Annotated in this window: 18 protein-coding genes; 6 read left to right on the plus strand and 12 right to left on the minus strand. The window is 43.8% G+C overall.

Going from position 1 to position 18596, the window contains the following annotated elements:
- Positions 1-8: 8 nt before the first annotated feature.
- The 7 genes from SCB77_RS17970 to SCB77_RS18000 form a co-directional block, all read right to left on the minus strand.
- A complete protein-coding gene (locus SCB77_RS17970) occupies positions 9-1154 on the minus strand; it encodes an efflux RND transporter periplasmic adaptor subunit (RefSeq protein ID WP_320183376.1) in 1146 nt (381 codons plus the stop codon).
- Between the two features lie 33 nt (positions 1155-1187).
- The gene (locus SCB77_RS17975; RefSeq protein ID WP_320183377.1) at positions 1188-2522 is read right to left on the minus strand and encodes a TolC family protein; all 1335 of its coding nucleotides are present in this window, start codon (positions 2520-2522) and stop codon (positions 1188-1190) included.
- Position 2523: 1 nt separating this feature from the next.
- Positions 2524-3102 (minus strand): TetR/AcrR family transcriptional regulator, encoded by a 579-nt coding sequence (locus tag SCB77_RS17980; RefSeq protein WP_320183378.1) that lies wholly within the window; start codon positions 3100-3102, stop codon positions 2524-2526.
- 224 nt (positions 3103-3326) lie between these two features.
- Complete coding sequence (locus SCB77_RS17985; RefSeq protein WP_320183379.1) at positions 3327-3737, minus strand: c-type cytochrome; 411 nt, start codon at positions 3735-3737, stop codon at positions 3327-3329.
- Between the two features lie 21 nt (positions 3738-3758).
- Positions 3759-4406, minus strand: coding sequence for an SCO family protein (locus tag SCB77_RS17990; protein WP_320183380.1), 648 nt, complete (start codon positions 4404-4406; stop codon positions 3759-3761).
- A gap of 4 nt (positions 4407-4410) precedes the next feature.
- Positions 4411-4845 (minus strand): transposase, encoded by a 435-nt coding sequence (locus SCB77_RS17995; protein WP_320183381.1) that lies wholly within the window; start codon positions 4843-4845, stop codon positions 4411-4413.
- A gap of 10 nt (positions 4846-4855) precedes the next feature.
- Positions 4856-5359: a DUF4442 domain-containing protein gene (locus SCB77_RS18000; RefSeq protein ID WP_320183382.1), complete on the minus strand. Its 504-nt coding sequence runs from the start codon at positions 5357-5359 to the stop codon at positions 4856-4858.
- 104 nt (positions 5360-5463) lie between these two features.
- Between SCB77_RS18000 and SCB77_RS18005 the strand changes: the two genes are divergently transcribed.
- Positions 5464-6687, plus strand: a complete 1224-nt coding sequence (locus SCB77_RS18005; RefSeq protein WP_320183383.1) for an MFS transporter — start codon at positions 5464-5466, stop codon at positions 6685-6687.
- A 231-nt stretch (positions 6688-6918) separates the two neighbouring features.
- Here SCB77_RS18005 and SCB77_RS18010 read toward each other — a convergent pair whose 3' ends face one another.
- From SCB77_RS18010 to SCB77_RS18020, 3 genes are read right to left on the minus strand one after another with little or no spacing between them, the layout of a single operon-like run.
- A complete protein-coding gene (locus SCB77_RS18010; protein ID WP_320183384.1) occupies positions 6919-7563 on the minus strand; it encodes a uridine kinase family protein in 645 nt (214 codons plus the stop codon).
- A gap of 20 nt (positions 7564-7583) precedes the next feature.
- Positions 7584-8513, minus strand: coding sequence for a DPBB and LysM peptidoglycan-binding domain-containing protein (locus SCB77_RS18015; RefSeq protein ID WP_320183385.1), 930 nt, complete (start codon positions 8511-8513; stop codon positions 7584-7586).
- A gap of 10 nt (positions 8514-8523) precedes the next feature.
- Positions 8524-9273 (minus strand): hypothetical protein, encoded by a 750-nt coding sequence (locus tag SCB77_RS18020; RefSeq protein WP_320183386.1) that lies wholly within the window; start codon positions 9271-9273, stop codon positions 8524-8526.
- Positions 9274-9308: 35 nt separating this feature from the next.
- On the opposite strand from SCB77_RS18020, the gene SCB77_RS18025 reads away from it, so the two are divergent.
- A complete protein-coding gene (locus tag SCB77_RS18025) occupies positions 9309-10685 on the plus strand; it encodes an NfeD family protein (protein WP_320183387.1) in 1377 nt (458 codons plus the stop codon).
- Between the two features lie 166 nt (positions 10686-10851).
- Here the strand turns inward: SCB77_RS18025 and SCB77_RS18030 are convergent, their stop codons facing one another.
- Positions 10852-12405, minus strand: a complete 1554-nt coding sequence (locus SCB77_RS18030) for an OmpP1/FadL family transporter (RefSeq protein ID WP_320183388.1) — start codon at positions 12403-12405, stop codon at positions 10852-10854.
- 69 nt (positions 12406-12474) lie between these two features.
- Positions 12475-13686 carry a hypothetical protein gene (locus SCB77_RS18035; RefSeq protein ID WP_320183389.1) on the minus strand — a complete coding sequence of 404 codons (1212 nt, stop codon included), beginning with the start codon at positions 13684-13686 and terminating at the stop codon, positions 12475-12477.
- A 181-nt stretch (positions 13687-13867) separates the two neighbouring features.
- On the opposite strand from SCB77_RS18035, the gene proS reads away from it, so the two are divergent.
- From proS to SCB77_RS18055, 4 genes are all read left to right on the plus strand, one after another.
- Positions 13868-15340: a proline--tRNA ligase gene (proS, locus tag SCB77_RS18040; protein ID WP_320183390.1), complete on the plus strand. Its 1473-nt coding sequence runs from the start codon at positions 13868-13870 to the stop codon at positions 15338-15340.
- Positions 15341-15385: 45 nt separating this feature from the next.
- Complete coding sequence (locus SCB77_RS18045) at positions 15386-16165, plus strand: NAD-dependent epimerase/dehydratase family protein (RefSeq protein ID WP_320183391.1); 780 nt, start codon at positions 15386-15388, stop codon at positions 16163-16165.
- Between the two features lie 261 nt (positions 16166-16426).
- A complete protein-coding gene (locus SCB77_RS18050; protein WP_320183392.1) occupies positions 16427-17566 on the plus strand; it encodes a cystathionine gamma-synthase in 1140 nt (379 codons plus the stop codon).
- Between the two features lie 271 nt (positions 17567-17837).
- Entirely contained in the window at positions 17838-18332 is a 495-nt protein-coding gene (locus tag SCB77_RS18055) for a hypothetical protein (protein WP_320183393.1), read from the plus strand.
- Positions 18333-18596: the final 264 nt, after the last annotated feature.

The raw sequence follows: 18596 nt of genomic DNA on the forward strand, positions 1-18596 counted from the left end.
TTCGACAATTACTTCTGCGCAGCTTTATCCGCTGTTGGCGCATTTTCAGCGACTTTAGTGCCGGCTCTCACATTCATCAAACCATCGACAATAATTTTTTCGCCAGCTTCAACACCTGACTCCACAACGACTTGCTCACCTACTTTCAATCCCAGTTTCACCGGACGGATTTCTGCTTGGCTACTATCATTGACTACAAAGACATTGTACACACCCAATTGATCTTGAACTGCTTTGAATGGAATGATATTTTGTTCGCTCGTCGACGTGCTCTTTACGTTGATGGTCAGGTTCATGCCAGCACGCAATGCATTTTGTGCGTTGCTAAATGTTGCACGTACTTTGATGGTTCCAGTTTGCGGATCTACAGCTCTGTCGATGATGGTCACCTTACCAAGGTTGGCATAAGTCGTTCCATCGGGCAACACCACACTGATCTCGGTTGCTGATTTTCCTGTTTGGTATGCTGAAAACTCAGCGATCTCGCGCTCACTTACCTGAAATTCTACGGTAATAGGGTCGATGGTGCTTATCGTATTTATCTCCGTTGTTCCAGGAGATACGAGCGCGCCCGTACGAACGAGGGAGATGCCAACTACACCACTGAATGGAGCACGGATCACTGCACGTTGCAAGTTTGTTTGCGCTGTCGTAAGTGCGGCTTGTGCCGATTGAACTTGCGCTTTGAGATTGCTCACTTCCGTAACGGCATTATCCAATGTTTGTTTGGCAATCGCATCTTTTTCGGATAAGGTTTGGTAGCGTGATAAATCTTTTTCTCCGCGTTGTAATGTAGCTTTTGCAATTTCCAATGCAGCCTTTGCTTGATCTACCGCTGCTTGATACCGGATGCGGTCAATTTCATAAAGTACCTGACCTTTGGATACCGAAGCACCGTCAGTCACGTTTATTTTTGTCACATATCCACTTACTTCGGCAAGAATCTTCGTTTCCTGTAAAGGGATAACGCTGCCTGGATAGCTCTTAATACCGGATACAATCTGTTTTTCAACAACGGCGGTGGTTACCGGAACCGCCGGCTGCCCCTGAGGTGCCCCCTGCTGTTGCTTGGACGACTCATTGCCTGATCCACAAGATTGCCAAAACAATCCTGAACCTATGATTAAAGCGGAAAATAAAAAGTTCTTATTCATGGTTTCGTGTATTTCTTTGTTTGATAAGGTTTGTTATTTTGTAATCTCAACTGTGCCCAAGGCTTTCTGAATATCCAATTTACTTGATAAAACAGCATATAGCGCATTCAGGTAATTTAGTTGACTCGTCTTTAGATCGGCTTCAGCCGTCATCAATTCCAGATAGGTTTTCACACCAGCGTCATATTGAAGCTTGATAGTGTTGTAAACATCTTCGGAAAGCTCCATATTTCCTTTGGAATTACGCCATTCGTTCATATTTGAGCGATAACCCGCCATGGCCGCAGAATATTCTGTACTTATTTGGTTCTCTAAGTTTTGAAGATCCCAAGCTATGCGCTCTTCCTGTAATTCGGATTTCCGTATTTCCTGTATGCGTTTAGTACCTGTAAATATAGGTAAGGTCAACGATAACCCTACTGATGAGCTAGGGAAATTGGTCGAATAAAGGTTACTAAACTGATTGTTGAAAAAGTTGGCATTGTACATTCCGTAAGCACCCAGTTGTGGTAAAAATTGCCACTTTTGGTATTGCGTGTTCAATTGCTGTATACTCTTTAATGTTTCGGTCTGCCGAAATTCCACGCGGTTAGCGTAGTTCAATATTTCGGTCGTATCCAATAGTATGTTGCTCTCCATAGCTTGGTTTTCAAAAGAGAGAGTCAACGCTTCTTTTGGATTTAATCCCAACAGCATTTTTAAATAATCGTACTTATAGTTACGCATCTCCTTAGCTGTTTTCAACTCTGCTTTCGTATTGTTGAGTGATATCAGCGCACGTTTGAAGTCCGTTTTATCAACTAAGCCGGTCTCGTAGCGCGCGTTTGCTTCCGTGTACTGCCGCTCCAAACGAACTATATTTTCATTAATGATATTGATAGATTCTTCGGAGGTTAAGATGTCGTAATAAGCTTTGCTAACATCAACTACCGTCGTAATCCTTGTGCTTTCGATGTTTTGGTCGTTTTGCTGACGCACGAATTTTGCCGCGCGAGACGCTTGGAAAAGAGCAGGGCTCAACAAAGCCTGATCGGCGCGTATACCAAAGGCGCTGGTATTTTTCTGCCCCATCTGTATAACTGCGCCGTTGATAACATTTGTCGGTATCTGTATGGCGTGCGCCAATGATCCTGTAGCATTGATTTGTGGAAACCATCCGGAAAGTGCCGAGGCAATTTCCCGCTCTCCAATTTCTTTATCGATACTGGCCTGCTTCAGCTCGATTTTGTTTTGTAAGGCGAAGCTGATAAGTTCGTCTAACGTTGCGTTGCTATTGAGTTTTCCACTATCCGCTGTCGTTTGAGCATGGGATACTCCCGCGATGCAGGACGCGAGAAGGAGAGATAAAACAACTTTTTTGAATCTCATATTATTGATTTTTAACACCATTCCAAATAATTTCAATTAGATCTTCGCGACCTTGTTTCTGCGCTTTGCAAAATCCATAGGTCACCATTTTTACATGTGAGGTTGCTGCACCGATATAGAGCGATATCAAGGTAGGAAAACTCACATTTCTTATAATCCCCGCATTTATTCCTTCTTCAAAAAACATACGCATACGATCGGCCCCATAATAGCTCGGGTTTTTCTTTTGCTGTATGAGTTCATAATATGGAGAAGAATAAAATTGTTCTACAAACCAGAATACTTTTTTATTGGCAAGGTAGTAATCCACCAAACGGTTCCAGATGTAAAAAAATTTCTCCTTGTACGAGAGGCTCTCTTCTACATTAAAGATGTGTTCATTGGTTTTTACCCGACAATGAGCAAAAAGCTCGGTTATCAGCTCGTCTTTCGACGCAAAGTAATGGTAAATTGTACCAGTCGCCACATTGGCGTGCGAAGCAATTTGACTCATTGGAGTCCCATGAAAGCCATTCTCGTTGATGAGGGTTAGGGTACTTTCGAAAATTGCTTCTTTTTTATTTAGCAATTGAACGTTCATTCGGTTGCAAATGTAGTCAAAAACAATGATCTCAAATGTCAAATATTTGTTATAAAGAAGGAATTTTCTCTTTTACGGAGAACGTGAAGCTGATGTTAAATATCCGTTAAATCTTTTGTTGGCTATTGCAGTGCGATTAATGACACCTTATATTTGTGTCATCATAATTTAGGTTTATAATTGGTTAGTAGAGGTTTCCATTCTCCCCGTTTGGAAACCTCATTTTATTTACGAGCCTTTAAACTCTTTTGAACTTCCTCTAGCGTGTAGCGTTCCGTATTTTTGCCAAACCGCGTTGTCACGTAGGTTAGAATGTAAGCTATTTCGATATCACTCAGTTGTGGGACGCCCGGCATTTGTTCTTCGTACCTTTGCCCATGTATTTCTAACGGCTCTTTTATCCCAAACTTAACAATGCTGGCGAGTTGATCTCTGTGCTGACTTAAATAACTGCTGTCTGTCAGCGGAGGATATAACTTTCCTAATCCTTCGCCCTTTGCACCATGGCAGTTTTCGCAATGGGTTGTATACAGTTTTTGACCGTTCACGGCATATTGAGCCGTTTCAATGCTAACGTTTGGTTGGCAAGCGCGGGTCAGTATGCCGATGAATAAGGCAATTCCTAAAAGCGTCAAGAACCTATTGTACACTGGTGTTTAGGGTTTCTCGTTGAACAATATTTCCAAATCTGTAAAAAGCTGCGCTACCTGTTCGTCATTTGTACCGTCATATGCACCTCGTATATGCTTATGCTGGTCAATCAAAACGAGGTATCCTTGGTGGTCGTAGCCGCCCGGTACCGAAGCATCCTCTTTGGTATACACCAAATAGTTATTTGCAATACCATAGATGTCCTTTTTACTTCCCGTAACAAATTGCCACTGGTCGTTATCGACACCTAGCTTATTCGCATAAGACTTGAGTACACTCGGCGAATCATATTTGAAATCGATGCTATGCGATAGAAAGGCAATGCGCTTATCACCTTTGTATTTGTCATACACCTTCAATAGATTGCGCTGCATTGTTGGACAGATACTTGGGCAATGTGTGAAAAAGAAATTCGCAACATAGATTTGGTTGTCAAATGTTTTCTCGCTGATCATTACACTATCTTGGTTTAAAAAGCTGAAAGCAGGAATTTTGGGATATATCGTGTCGATAATCGTTTTTCCATCCACAACACGTTCCTGTGTTTCTCTTTCTCCGATAATCGGGAGCTTTTTGTCCGTTTGACTCGTGCAAGAAAAAAGCAGTATTCCCCAAGCTAAGAAAGGTAGAAACGGATAATAACTTCTTTTCATAGATTTACTTATTAAAAGGAGTCAACACCTTTTCTGCACTTTTACTCACTGTTTCAAATTCGGTCCTTAGGTTGCTGATGCGCTCAACCTCTGCCTTTTGATAAGTAGCGTCGGCACTATCCGGCTGATATTCCTTCATCCAAACCATCATTTTATCTGTTGCAGACTCCAGATCAGATTTCAGTTGTGTTAGATCGCGTCGCGTCGCCGCCGTGTCTAAAGCATTATTGCTGTTCTGCATGCCGGCAAGGTTGTCAAGCAACGAATCGATTAAGATGCTGTGTTTATCAAAGGAGGATATCTGTGGCATGATTTCATCATGAACTTCAATCGCCTGTTGCGAGATAACCTTCGGGTCGTTCTTCTCCTCTTTGATGTTTTGGCAGCTTGCCATGGTCAGCAGACCTACGGTGGCCATGCTTAGCGTTATAGTTTTCATATCTCAATATTTATGTTTGCAGTTTTTTCGAAGATGTTGCCGACGAGCGTGGCGCCGACAAATCGCGAATGTATATTTCATTGGTTGAACGGGCGCAGAGCAATCCGTCTACATCATAGATTAAAATTTCGAATTCTTGAACGACTTTGCCGTTTTCTTTGACCGCTTTAAGTGCTTTATCTATATCTTCTTCGCTTATGCGAATCGAAAAATGCAGGCTTTTTCGTCCTGGTTTTAGGTATTCTATTTTCGCGGCTTTCAGCCATGTAACCGTTTTTTTTATGCCTTTGCGTCTAAAGATCTGATCCAAAAGTAGGGTATGTATAGGATCTACCGAAGCGAATATGGTGCCGCCGAAAATTGTTCCATTACTGTTTCTATTAAGTACGCTCTTCTGTATCTTCAGGTCAAGCTGTCGAAAGTCGGGATATATTTTTTTTACCCAAATTCTTTGGAAAAAGAACGGTGGATAAAAACGTAATACCCATTTTAACGCTTTTGGAGACAGCTGCATCCTACAAATATAGAACTCCAAATGCTTTTCTCCGAGTGTGTGTATGTTTAATTCTTGTAATAAATGTAAAAGCGTTGTAAATTGACCCTCCAAAATATAAACTTATGGAACAATCTGCTAATTCGCGAAAAGTATGGCTTTTGGTCGTGGTTGCCTCATTAGGCTACTTCGTGGATATCTACGATTTGATTATTTTTTCGATTGTGCGGGTGCAATCATTTCGGGATATTGGCATAGCCGATGAGCAGATGCGCAGCGAGGGCGAGTTTGTGTTAAATATGCAGATGGCTGGCTTACTTATCGGAGGCGTCATCTGGGGGATAATAGCGGATAAGTATGGTCGGCTTAAGGTTCTTTTCGGATCCATCTTGCTATACTCGTTGGCCAATATCTACAATGGTTTTGTACAAGATGTAAATACCTACGCATGGGTACGCTTCATAGCTGGAATTGGCCTTGCTGGAGAACTGGGGGCGGGCATCACCTTGGTTAGCGAAACGATGGCGAAAGGAAAACGCGGATATGGAACGATGATCGTCGCTGCCGTAGGTGTATTGGGGGCGATATTGGCCTACTATGTATCAGAATGGTTCGACTGGCGTACGGCCTATTTTGTTGGCGGGGGCATGGGGGTATGTTTACTGTTATTGCGCGTGGGCACCTTTGAGTCTGGACTATTTAGGCAGCAAGAGCATACAACGGTGGCCAAAGGAAATATCGCTATGCTATTTGCTAAAAAAGAGCGATTCTTACGGTATGTGTATTGTTTGTGTATTGGTCTGCCCATCTGGTTTGTCGTAGGGGTATTGGTGACGCAGGCTCCCGAGATTGGTAAAGCATTGTCTGCCGAGGTGCCGCTTAGTGCCGGAAAGGGCGTTATGTTTACCTATTTGGGTATTTCGTTGGGTGATGTATTTGCTGGTCTAGTAGCCCAATGGTTGAAGTCCCGAAAAAAAGCCGTATTTGTCTGTCAGGTGATGATCCTTCTTTTTTCCATTTGGTATTTATCCAGCACGGGAATCTCTGAAACGAAATTCCTTTGGTTGGCTTTTTTGATGGGACTTGGTGTCGGGTATTGGGCGACGTTCGTCACTATTGCTGCTGAACAATTTGGTACCAATTTGCGAGCCACTGTGGCAACCACAGCCCCCAATTTTGTCCGTGGGGCACTTATTCCTTCTACACTACTTTATGGTTGGTTAGTTTCCCAATTCGGAATTCTGCACGCCGCGATAGCCGTGACGGTCTTGTTGTCGGGGATTGCGATCTTTGCCCTGAGCAAATTGAAGGAAAGTTTTAACAAGGATTTAGATTATATGGAAGAATAGATGCTGAAGTAGAGCACCGGATTGACGCATGTTAACGATCTGGGCATTTCTTGCAACGCTTGCCTCGCTTGTATTTCTTGCAGCACTTCTTAAAAATACAAGAATCAAAGTCTGCACAACTATTAAATCCCTTTTTTGTTTCATCAAAAAAGGGATTATTAATTTCTTGTTGCGTTAAAGGGCTTACTATCAAATCCATCTCCGATACAAAGATAGCTATTTAGATTCTATTTAAATAATAGTGATGTCCGATTTTTTTTCTTTCAGGTCAACAGAGATCTTGTTTGCAGCATCGTCAATGATCTTCGGATCATCGGTGTTGTTGATGATTACCAAATCGCAGATAGGCTTGAAAGGTAATAGATATTCTTGGTAGGAAGGAACCACATGGTTCTCCCATTTATACATTACATCATCGTGGTCATAGCCTCTTTCAATAAGATCTCGACGCAGCCGGCGTTCCAGTGCAACAGATTCCTCCGCGTCCAAGAAGATACGGAAATCCAATAGATTGTTTACCTCTTCATAATGGAAAATAAAAAGACCTTCCACAATAAGGATAGGAGCAGGTTTTATTTCCAGCATTTTCGGTTTTAAATTAGGATTGTTGAAGGTATACTCCTCCCTATGCACCACTTGTCCATCAAAAAGTTGTTTGATGTCATGAAAGAAAGCAGTTCTGTTGATCGCCGTAGGTAGGTCGAAGTTATAGAGCCTATTTTCTTCTTGAGTTTTAGTATTTGCCGGTATATAGTAATCGTCTTGGGATATCAAGGTCACTTGTTCGGACAAAAAATGGTTCAGAAAACTGCGTAGAAAAAACGTTTTTCCCGACCCACTGCTTCCCGCGATACCAATTACGTAAGGTTTGTTCATGAATGCAATATTAACTTAAATTACTGCAAAGGTACGCCATATGCTATTTCTATCAAAAATCTTCTGTCCAAAGCACCAATATAAGAGGCTGCAGACTTAGAAAGAACGACGATTGCACCCTGTGTATCCGAGTTGTCGGTAAATTTACCAACGACTTTCGCATAGGTAACGTTGCGCGTCATGGGGTTCGTGATTTTAAGTATCGTCCCTATTGGTGCTGTTTTATGCAACGCCAAGTTGCTCTTGCCGTCTGTTTCCAAATTTTCCATCCATACGCCTATTCCTTTTTCTTGTTTTTCGCGGATGCCGTAGCGATTAGCCTCGAAACCAAGATTGGTAGCGTGTTGTTCAGCGATACTCGGCGTGTCGATGATTGGCTCCGGAATGATCTCTGGAAGTGGTTCTTGATAGTCTGAGTTGGGTATTTTGAGCAACTGGCCTTCCTTCACGGCGTTTGACGTTAAATCGTTCATCTTTTTGATATCGTCCACGGTAGTGTTGAATCTGCGCGATATCGCGAATAGTGTTTCGCTTTTGCCTACTTTATATTCCGTCAACACTTCTTGCTGCTCACGCTGCTCGAGAGCGGCCCTTACAGGTTGCGTTGTCACGGGAGGTGTCGTCGTGGTTACAGTTGTTGGCTTATTGGTTGGTACTTTAACCGTGTCGCCGGGTTTTAAGGATTTCTTGTTGTTAGCCGACATGATGCTGTTTACTGGCGCCCCATAACGACGGCCAAGGGCGTAGTAGGTGTCCTTAGGTTCTACTCGGTGAATAATGTAATATTGACCATTTATTATTTCTGTACCAATAGAATCGGGTACACTAACATGAACGTGACTATTATATAGGGAAGGAACGGTAGCCTTGGCCACTAAAAAAAAAGGTGAACATAAAACACCTACAAAACCCACTTTCATAAAAGCGGAAAAAGCTTTTGTTTTTATCATACGGATGCAATTATACTAAATACGAAACAATTTCCTGTTTATTATATGACATTAAGAATATTTGATGCCCAATCTGGAAATAGGGTTGGGGAATCATCTTCGGCATATTCTGCAACAGTCGTTGTTCGTGTAGCACATTAGATGCGTTTGCAACACAAAGGTTTAAATGGTAGCCCTCTTCGTCTTTACTGTGGTAGCTAATCAATAGCTTCTCGTCGGTGAGACTTATCCAAGGTATATCGACATAGGTGAGGTGACTCAGGTGCGGGGGAAGTAGTCCGCCATAAGGACTAGGCATCTTGAGCGAGGTGTTATAGCTATCGCAACTGCTGTCATGACCGATTGCTTTTGATGCTGCACGGATATCTAAGTATTCTTCGAATCCACTTTGTATACTTCGATGGCGCATCTTCACAAAATCAACGCAGGTGTCGATCCAAGTATGTTCATGAGAAAGGTAGCGCGTGTTGCCTTCAAGATCCAAGAACCAGATTCCCTCCTTGACGGGCGAGGTATCACCTAGACGTTTCAGGATGATTGTTTGGTGTTGAAGGGCTTCCAACGTCCACTCTTTTTCATCCACCGGCAGGTTTTCCAATAGGGAGCGTCCTGCAAAATCGAAAACATGTAAATGGGGCTTGGTCGTTTCGTTATCGCGTGTTTCTACGGCAACCTGAAGAGACTGCGCATCCACCACAATTTTCCAGATCTGGGAAGGAAATTTTTTTTCAAATGCTTTATATATCGTATATTTAGTCATTACAGAAAAATGATCGCGATTATTAAAATCAATATATGAACAAAATTACAAAATCCTTTTTGGCTTTCCTCTTTCCGTTTTTTGTATTCTTGGGTTCTTCCGATGCACAGACTGTTTACAAAGTAGATATCAAAGATGAAATAGGACCGAATGCTTGGCGTACGGTAGACTTAGCATATAAACAAGCGCAAGCAATTGGTGCATCCACCTTCCTAATTGAGCTTAATACCTTTGGCGGCGCCGTCAATTTTGCGGATTCAATACGTTCCAAATTGTTAAACTCGGAGATGAAAACCATGGTGTATATCAACAATAATGCTGCGTCTGCAGGTGCGTTGATCTCTTTGGCAGCAGATGATATCTACATGCATCGCGGCGGTAGCTTGGGTGCAGCGAGTGTCGTTAATCAGGATGGTGAGATTATGCCTGAAAAGTATCAATCGTACATGCGCGGACTAATGCGCGCGACGGCAGAAGCCAAGGGGAGAAATCCTAAGATAGCTGAAGCTTTCGTAGATGCTGAGGTCTCCATTCCCGATCTTAAACCTGATGGTAAATTGCTTACTTTAACCGCGGCAGAAGCGGTCAAAGCCGGCTTGGTGAAAGCCGAGATTGCAAATATCAATGAATTGTACCAGCAGGCGCAGATAAAGCCGGCAGAGGTTGTACAACATAAGGTAACGCTGATCGATCAGCTCGTTTCTTTTTTGATCAATCCAATGGTTAGTGGTTTGTTGATACTGGGTATCATCGGCGGTATTTACTTCGAGTTACAAACGCCGGGTATCGGTTTTGCTTTGGTTGTTGCCCTGCTATCTGCTTCCTTGTTTTTTGCGCCCCTGTACATTCAAGGGCTTGCAGATAATTGGGAGATAGCCATTTTTGTACTAGGCGTTATTCTGCTGGCGCTGGAGGTTTTTGTGATTCCAGGTTTTGGCGTGGCTGGCATCCTAGGGATCATCTTTGTGCTTTGTGGCTTGGCTTTCTCCATGGTGGATAACGACTTTCTCGACTTTAAACTTACGCAGCCGGGTCTATTGGTGAATTCCTTTCTTATTGTAACAGGAGCCATGGTCCTGACCATTGTGTTGATGGTTATTTTTGGGCGCAATATCTTGCGATCTTCTGCCTTTCGAGTTTTGGTGCTTGCTGATGAGCAGCAAGCCGATCAAGGATATGTATCATCTCCTCAAAAAGCCAACCTAATCCATAAAAATGCAATCGCTCGTACCGTATTGCGTCCCGCAGGAAAGATTGAAATCGACGGCGTGTGGTATGATGCAGTAGCTTTGGATGGTTTTATTGATGCAGGAGAGGAGGTTTACGTAGAGAAGCACGAGAACTATAACCTATTTGTCCGCAAGCTAAGCTTAAAACCTTTGATGAAAGACGAGGACGGTGCACAGGCATAGCGTATATCGGTCTTATCCGCGCTTTGATCGTGCTATTAAGGTATAAAGGGAAGAGGAATATTATCGAATACCCTTCCTAACAAATAAAAAAGCCACCTAGTTCATATCGACTAGGTGGCTTTTTTGGATATTTTTAGCGCTTTATTGAAGCCTGTGTTTTTAACAATTAAAATTTCGCGCCAAAGGTTAATACCGCCGTTGTACGCTGGTGTTTTATATCTGCAGTAGGGTTGGGGGTCTTCCAAAAATTTTCGTCGATAGAATAAGGCCTTACTTTGTAGTCATTGACTAAATGTACAACTGCTAGATCTAAATAGAGTGTATTTGAAAGTTTAGCTCCCAAACCTAAGCTACCACTATACTGTGTATTATCTGCATCGCGGTAGGGATTGCCGAAATAGTTGAAACCTGCACGACCACTGATGGCATTGGTAAATAGATATTCTCCCCCTATGCGGAAGTTTACCACACTTTGGTAAGCATCCTTAACAGCGTCGTCCCAAATGCCTTCTTGAACGGTGTTGCGGCCTTGTATTGTTCGGCGTTTAATGGTGCTGTAGTCAATGTATTCAGCGTCAGCTGTGACTAACCCACGACCAAAGAACTTAGAAACGCCTAGGGCAAACTTCCATGGTGTGATCTGTCTATACGTGTAGGTGGGGTTTTGATACTCCACATTGCGTGAATCAAAGGAAGTAGTCGCATCTTCGTTATCAAAGTAGTCGACACCAATATAGCTGTCGTTGTAGTCGTCAATCGTATACCATGTCGGAGAGGTAATAGTTGCACCAAGGTTCCAGTCGACGGATGGCTTGTAAATAGCACCGATTTTGAAATCAAAACCGGCTCCCTCCGTCACTTGATAATAGTCGTCTAAGAGCTCATAATTGGCAACCAAGTAGTTGTTGTCTTCATTTGAAGGGTCGAGAAAGTCGGAATCAGGATTGTCTGGCGATATTGCGGCAGCATTTTTCGTCCATCCATATTCCGAAAACTGCGACGAGTTTTCATAACGAAATCTCGATACGCCGATGGTACCACCGATATAAAATTTGTTGTTGTAATTACCGCCAAAAGCAATAGCGCTTCTTGAACTGAAACCGCTGGTAAGCACATCACTAATTTGTGTTTTGTCACCGGTCTCATTGGTTATCGGAAAATAGCCGGCATTGTTGCCTGAAAATCGTTCGATAAGCTTCATGTCGCGCAGATCATTTGCAAAACCAGCGCTACCGTTAGCCTGAATCTCATCCGTATAAGCGCTTACGATGGTGTTGTTCGGGTTCACACCTTCGTATCTTACGTTGTTGTTGAAAGTGTTTGTGTTTTCGTAATTGATCCCGATATTGAAGTTTTGCCAACCCTGATATCCCTCGTTTTTCGGGAAATGAAATACAGCACCGGCATTGTCAATATTAAAGCGCCCTTTATTACGCGTTGCATTTGACCCGAAAAAACTACCTTGGTTACGAGCGTTGTTGTATCCTGCAGTAATGGATATATCCGACTGTCCAAAAAAACCAAGACCTGCTGGGTTTCCTGTGATAGAGCTGATGTCGCCGCCTAGCGCCGTTTTAGCGTTACCTAGACCTTTGAAACGTGCTGTACCACTATTGTGTTCCTGCGAAAATATCAATGCATCGTCAACAGTTTGTGCATGTACGTTGATACCTAGAGATGATATAAATAAGGAGGTGAAGAGTATGTTTTTTAGTTTCATGTAGTATAATTGATGTTCAAAAAAAATAGCCAATATAAACTGCTTTCATATTGGCTATTGTTAAAGCTATTATCTTGTTCTTCCGCCGCCAGAACGGGCTCCACCGCCACCGCCGCCAGAGCTTCTGGAAGCACCGCCGCCGCTAGACATCGATCCGCCAGAGCTTCTTGAAGAACCGCTAGACATGGAACTGCCTGAGCTTCTTGAAGAACCGCTAGACATAGAGCTGCCTGATGAACTTCTGGATGGTGTGTAGGATGATCCTGAACTTCTTGAGCTACCAGATGTTGTTGGTCTGGTGGTCGATCTTGAAGTCCCCATTGATGAACCTCTTGAACCTTGCGCCGAACCTACTGTGGATCGTGTTGTTGAACGCGATGTACCTACCGTACCGACGTTGGTTCCGCCGCGAGTAGTGCGCGCTGTACCAACACGGCTACCGTTCGTAACACCATTGTTTACACGGCTTGTTCCACTACGAACGACCGTGCCATTCGAAGAAGTACGTGTGCGGGATGTACCGCTTACACGCGTGCCCTCACCAGTACGTGTGCTTCCTGAAGCACGAACCGCGGATCGGCCAGTTAGAATACGGCCGCTACCGTCGCGAACGATACTTGATGATCCGCGAACACCAGTGCGGGTGCCTACACGGCTGTTATATCCTGATCTGGATGCTGTCCGGACACTTGCTCCCGCTGGCCTAACTGTATACCGGTTTCCACCGTAATAGTTACCGCCGTAGTAGAAGTTATTGTGTCCATAGAAAGGATGACCCCAAGCGTTATAGCCCCAGCCGCCGCCCCATCCCCATGGTGAGCCCCAGCCCATGCCATAGTACGGAGAGCCCCAGCCGCCACCCCAGCCGAATCCCATCGACCAGCCGCCGCCCCAGCCCCAACCCCAGTTGGAAAAGCCCAAGCCCATGCCGCCATAGCCATACCATGGATCAAACCAAGGGTCATAGTAGCCCATGCCCGGACCGCCGTAGTAGAAACGGTTGATACGATTGGCATATTCCAAGCCCTCATCGTATTCATAACCTTCTACGTACTCTTCATCCGAGTAATCGTCGGTATAATGTTCGTTTTGCGCATATTCGTCTTGAACTTGTTGTCCATCGGTATAATAATAATCCGGGCTCTGGTAATCCCTTTGCGATTTGGATTGATTATTATACACATCGTCTTTGTAAGCAACTTGCCTACTCGTCGAGCACGCGCCGAGCGCAACAACAGACGCTAGTGCCAAACTTCCGATTAATAACCTATTTTTTTTCATGATATCCACTACTGTTAAAACTTTCGATAAATTACAGTCTTTATTACTATCTTAGACGCGTATTTTGGGAGAGGGTTTAATCTCGTATTCAAAAATATAAATAAAACTTCAGCGCTCGCTCAGGTTTTACTATAAAACGGAAAAATTACACATTTTGTTATAAAAATATTTATTTACATACATGGGAAAAGGAATAACAAGCCGGAGTGAGGACTATTCGCAGTGGTATAATGATTTAGTGATCAAGGCTGATTTGGCCGAAAATTCGGCGGTACGCGGCTGTATGGTCATTAAACCCTACGGTTACGGTATATGGGAACGGATGCAGGCCATTTTGGATAAACGATTCAAAGAAACAGGACATACCAATGCTTATTTTCCCTTATTTATTCCCAAGTCTTTTTTTTCCAAAGAAGCGGCACACGTAGAGGGGTTTGCCACGGAATGTGCAGTGGTAACACACTATCGTTTGAAAAATGATGGATCCGGTAATATTGTCGTTGATGAAGACGCTAAGTTGGAAGAGGAGCTGATTGTTCGGCCGACATCTGAAACCATCATTTGGAATACGTATAAAGGATGGGTAGAATCTTACCGGGATCTACCGATATTGGTGAACCAATGGGCGAATGTTGTCCGCTGGGAGATGCGTACACGTCTGTTTCTTCGGACGGCAGAATTTCTATGGCAAGAAGGCCACACTGCACATGCTACGCGTGAGGAAGCAGTAGAAGAGTCTGAACGTATGTTGGACGTTTATGCGGAATTTGCAGAGAAAATCCTTGCTGTTCCGGTTATCCGCGGACGCAAAACCGAAAATGAACGCTTTGCCGGCGCCCTTGATACCTATTGTATCGAAGCACTGATGCAAGATGGAAAGGCACTGCAGGCTGGGACCTCACACTTCTTGGGGCAGAATTTCGCGAAGGCGTTCGATGTGAAATTTACTTCTAAAGAAGGAAAGCAAGAGCATGTTTGGGCTACTTCGTGGGGCGTGTCAACACGACTGATGGGCGCATTGATTATGGCTCATTCTGATGATCAAGGACTTGTCCTTCCTCCTAAGTTGGCACCTATTCAAGTGGTCATTGTGCCGATATACAAAACCGACGAAGAAAAAGCAAAAATCGATAGTTTTGTCGATGAGTTGATTCGCGAGTTCAAGCAGAAAGATATATCCTACAAGTATGACGACAGGGATACGCAACGTCCGGGATTCAAGTTTGCCGAGTGGGAGCTCAAGGGGGTGCCACTGCGCATTGCTGTTGGTGCTAGAGACCTACAGAATGGAACGGTGGAGTTAGCACGTCGCGATACGCAAACCAAAGAAACCGTTGCGCAGGAAGGGTTGGCTGTCATTATTGAGAATACGCTGGATATTATTCAGGAAAACATCTATCAAAAAGCTTTGCAATACCGTGATTCTCATATCACAGAGGTGGATTCATACGAAGCCTTCAAAGATGTTTTGGAAAATAAAGGTGGATTCATTTCTTGCCATTGGGATGGCACGGTAGAGACGGAGAAGCGTGTAAAAGAGGAAACCAAGGCAACGATTCGTTGTATTCCGTTGGATGCGCAGCAGGAAGATGGAGTATGTATCTTTACCGGCAAGCCTTCAACGCAGCGCGTATTGTTCGCGAAAGCCTATTAACAAGCTGGCTTCCTTTCAAGGGAAGCGCTGTAAAAAGATATAAATTTGAAAATCTTAATATTGGGTTGTGGATGGATTGGCGAAGCTTTGGCCAATAGACTGATGTCGGAAGGACATGAGGTGTATGCCACAACGACCAATTCCGAAAAATACCAGCGGTTGCAAGCCGCTGGTATTTTTGCTATCAAGGCTAACTTTGATGAACCTATCGATCAATCTGATTTCCCTTCGCACATCGACTTTGTATTGAATAGCCTTCCGGCGGTAAAGCGTCTCGATTGGTCAGTGCTTACAGCTCGATTTGAGGCTGCAAGGGCGTTATTGAAACAGTTGGTCTACCGAAAGCACATCTTTTTGAGTTCTGTTGGTGTGTATCCCGATAGAGATGGCGATTTTACGGAGGAAACGATCCTCGATGCGCGAGACAATAAGTTGCTCGCTGCTGAAGTGTGTATGCAGGGGCTGCCCCATACCATTGTTTATCGTTTAGGCGGTTTGTTTGGAGGACAACGCATCTTTGCCAAATATTTTCAGGATAAAGTTTGCACAACGGGTGCGCAGTGCACAAATTTTATTCATCAAACCGATGTACTTAACTTAATACAGCTAGGTTTTCTAAATCAGTTGTCGGGCTCCTGCTACAATCTTGTTACACCGGAGTCCTCCAGCAAAAAAGAGGTGATCTTGGCTTCTGCAGCGAAGTACGGATTCCGTCCACCGGTAGCCTTTGATGATCAAGAATGCTTTCAGAAACATGTTTCTAGCCATAAGATCCGCCAAGTTCTTGACTATACCTTCGTTTATCCTTCACCGCTAGATTTCTGATCGTATCGGCTGCGGTGATCATCGAGGTTCTCGCGCTAATTATGCCTTATTTTTCTTATCAGCTTTTTATGCCCATAATTCCTTTTAACTTGATAGTTGGCTTGTAAAAGATAGTTTCTTTGGTTAAATTTGAGAATGAAGGGTGGGAAACTAAGTGTTTTGCTTATACCCAACTTACCCGGATCAGGGAAGTGAAACACTGGTCGGTCGCTACGTTACTAAGGGATTTTGACGTTTTAATTTTAACTTTTAATTTTCAACATGAAATTTGCAACGAAAGCTATACATGCAGGGCAGGAAGCCGATCCAACAACGGGCGCGGTTATGACCCCGATTTATCAAACATCCACTTATAAGCAAGCTTCACCTGGCGAACATAAAGGGTTTGAATATTCTCGTGGAACAAACCCGACGCGCAAAGCCTTGGAAGATTGTTTAGCGGCATTGGAAAACGCGCAGTTTGGTTTGGCATTCGCCAGTGGCATGGCCGCCACGGACACCGTGTTGCGCCTGTTGAAGCCGGGAGATGAAGTGCTTACTGGAGATGATTTGTATGGAGGTTCCTACCGCATTTTTACGAAAGTGTATGCGCACTACGGGATCAAGTTCGTTTTTGTCAATACATCCGATCCCGCGGAGCTGGAAAACGCACTGACCGAAAAAACGAAACTAATTTGGGTGGAAACCCCAACCAACCCAACGCTGAAAATTGCCGACATAGAGGCCATAGGTACTATCGCAAAAAAACATAACGTGCTTTACGTTGTCGATAATACCTTTGCTTCGCCATACCTACAAAATCCGTTAGACTTAGGTGCCGATATTGTGATGCACTCGGCAACGAAATATTTGAATGGACATTCCGATGTTGTCATGGGCGCTTTGCTGCTGAACGACGAGGACCTTTATAAGCAACTGTGGTTTTATTATAATGCAGTAGGAGGGACTCCGGGGCCACAAGATGCCTTTCTGGCTCTTCGCGGACTAAAGACCTTACACGTACGCATGAAAGCACACTGTGAAAATGCACGTTTAGTAGCTTCATTTCTGAAAGATCACCCAAAAGTAGAAAAAATTTACTGGCCGGGTTTTCCCGATCATCCGGGACACGATCTTGCTAAAAAGCAGATGCGTGATTTTGGCGGAATGATTTCCATCGTCCTGCGCGATGCCGATTTACAGGAAACCTTTCGCATAGCTTCACGGTTTCAGGTGTTTACCTTGGCCGAGTCGCTTGGAGGAGTGGAATCGCTTATCAATCATCCCGCTAGCATGACCCACGGCTCCATTCCTAAAGAAACGCGAGAAAAGGTAGGCGTTGTCGATAATTTGTTGCGGCTGTCTGTTGGCATTGAAGATTGGGAAGATCTAATCGCCGATCTGAAACAGGTATTGGGATAGGCAACGGTCGGCACTCCTGCTGTTCTTGTTACGTTTCCCCTCGTCAAATATGGCCTTGAAGTGCCTTGTACAGGTACTTCTGTTGAATATTGAAATTATTTTCAATAAAATAATACTTATTTTATATATTCGGGCATTCTTTCAAATTAGAGAATAGCTGAAGCGTCGGGATGTTGTTATTCATTCGTTCTCAGTGGCTTAATGGAGTGCTTTCCTAGCGCTCAATTTAACGTCTATCTGCTGTGGCGTTGATGAACTTAAAAGGAAATCGATGGAGAAAATTGGACTAAAACAGTATCGGGAGGAATTCGAAGCGTTACCCTTAGAATGGAAAGTTTCGCATATTTTATCGAAATTAAAGTTCCCCTTTGTGCGGCATAATTACTTGTTTTGTTGTGATGCTTCGCAAAAAGAACGCGTGGAGATAGAGGTGGAGCGTGCCATGATCGGAAGTGGGAAGCCGTATCTTATTGTTTCGGAGAAACTTAGTGCAAAGGCTCTTTTTCATTTTCTGAAAGTCAATCACGATAAGCTTATCTTTTTTAAGCAGCCCGATTTGTGGTGGCTGGCCGGTGTTGCTGATGTGCTGTGTGGCGCATTAAACAGCACGCCTGATGGAAGACCTTGGGATGTCGTTTATCCCGGAGAGCCTTCTTTTGTTTTTAATGGCACCTTGATATTGCTGAGTAGCGAGCAAAAAAACGTGCTAAAAAGCACCCAACGGCTGAAGTATATGTTGCGCGACATCGGTGTCTCGCAATTGTAATTGGGGCTACCGTTGGATTGACGTTAGCCTGTCGGATCTCGGTATCTAGTACCCAAATACGTTCAGATTTTTGTGAGAAATGACTAGTGAACCGATTTCTTATTCGGAGACGGAATGAAGACGTTTTTTCGATAGATGATCTCTTCAACACCTCTTCGCGATATCACGAGCCGCTACCTTATGAGCTAATTGGCGTAAAATTGATTCCTGTTAATATCCTGTGATAGTTAGCTAAAATAGACGTATCTAAACACAGATAATCTC

The organism is Sphingobacterium bambusae (assembly GCF_033955345.1).
In the GTDB taxonomy this organism is placed as follows: domain Bacteria; phylum Bacteroidota; class Bacteroidia; order Sphingobacteriales; family Sphingobacteriaceae; genus Sphingobacterium; species Sphingobacterium bambusae.

Coding starts and splice junctions, on each gene's coding strand:
- SCB77_RS17970 (WP_320183376.1), bottom strand. CDS start 1,154: ATGAATAAGAACTTTTTATTTTCCGCTTTAATCATAGGTTCAGGATTG.
- SCB77_RS17975 (WP_320183377.1), bottom strand. CDS start 2,522: ATGAGATTCAAAAAAGTTGTTTTATCTCTCCTTCTCGCGTCCTGCATC.
- SCB77_RS17980 (WP_320183378.1), bottom strand. CDS start 3,102: ATGAACGTTCAATTGCTAAATAAAAAAGAAGCAATTTTCGAAAGTACC.
- SCB77_RS17990 (WP_320183380.1), bottom strand. CDS start 4,406: ATGAAAAGAAGTTATTATCCGTTTCTACCTTTCTTAGCTTGGGGAATA.
- SCB77_RS17995 (WP_320183381.1), bottom strand. CDS start 4,845: ATGAAAACTATAACGCTAAGCATGGCCACCGTAGGTCTGCTGACCATG.
- SCB77_RS18000 (WP_320183382.1), bottom strand. CDS start 5,359: ATGCAGCTGTCTCCAAAAGCGTTAAAATGGGTATTACGTTTTTATCCA.
- SCB77_RS18005 (WP_320183383.1), top strand. CDS start 5,464: ATGGAACAATCTGCTAATTCGCGAAAAGTATGGCTTTTGGTCGTGGTT.
- SCB77_RS18010 (WP_320183384.1), bottom strand. CDS start 7,563: ATGAACAAACCTTACGTAATTGGTATCGCGGGAAGCAGTGGGTCGGGA.
- SCB77_RS18015 (WP_320183385.1), bottom strand. CDS start 8,513: ATGATAAAAACAAAAGCTTTTTCCGCTTTTATGAAAGTGGGTTTTGTA.
- SCB77_RS18020 (WP_320183386.1), bottom strand. CDS start 9,273: ATGACTAAATATACGATATATAAAGCATTTGAAAAAAAATTTCCTTCC.
- SCB77_RS18025 (WP_320183387.1), top strand. CDS start 9,309: ATGAACAAAATTACAAAATCCTTTTTGGCTTTCCTCTTTCCGTTTTTT.
- SCB77_RS18030 (WP_320183388.1), bottom strand. CDS start 12,405: ATGAAACTAAAAAACATACTCTTCACCTCCTTATTTATATCATCTCTA.
- SCB77_RS18035 (WP_320183389.1), bottom strand. CDS start 13,686: ATGAAAAAAAATAGGTTATTAATCGGAAGTTTGGCACTAGCGTCTGTT.
- proS (WP_320183390.1), top strand. CDS start 13,868: ATGGGAAAAGGAATAACAAGCCGGAGTGAGGACTATTCGCAGTGGTAT.
- SCB77_RS18050 (WP_320183392.1), top strand. CDS start 16,427: ATGAAATTTGCAACGAAAGCTATACATGCAGGGCAGGAAGCCGATCCA.
- SCB77_RS18055 (WP_320183393.1), top strand. CDS start 17,838: ATGGAGAAAATTGGACTAAAACAGTATCGGGAGGAATTCGAAGCGTTA.